Below are 270 nucleotides of genomic sequence, written 5' to 3' on the forward strand. Positions count from 1 at the left end.
CGCCTCAAAGACCAGTTCGTCATGAATCTGTAAAAGCATCCGTGCTTTAAGATCATGAGCCCGCAACATCTTGTCCATATCGATCATGGCAATCTTGATAATGTCGGCCGCGCTGCCTTGAATTGGCGTGTTCATCGCGGTTCGTTCGGCAAATGAGCGCTTGGCAAAATTTTTGGAATGGATATCATCCAAATAGCGCCGCCGATGCGTCAGCGTTTCGACATAGCCTTTTTCGCGAGCCGATTTGACGATCTCCGTGACGTATTTCTT

1 protein-coding gene is annotated in these 270 nt (G+C 48.5%); it reads right to left on the reverse strand.

Annotated elements, in window-relative coordinates; genetic code table 11:
• Positions 1-270: DNA polymerase (locus LI126_RS14755; RefSeq protein WP_255651253.1), on the reverse strand; the 270-nt coding region annotated here is incomplete at both ends.

The sequence above is a fragment of the Mediterraneibacter sp. 210702-DFI.5.30 genome (assembly GCF_020560115.1).
GTDB classification, from domain to species: Bacteria; Bacillota; Clostridia; order Lachnospirales; family Lachnospiraceae; genus Mediterraneibacter; species Mediterraneibacter faecis.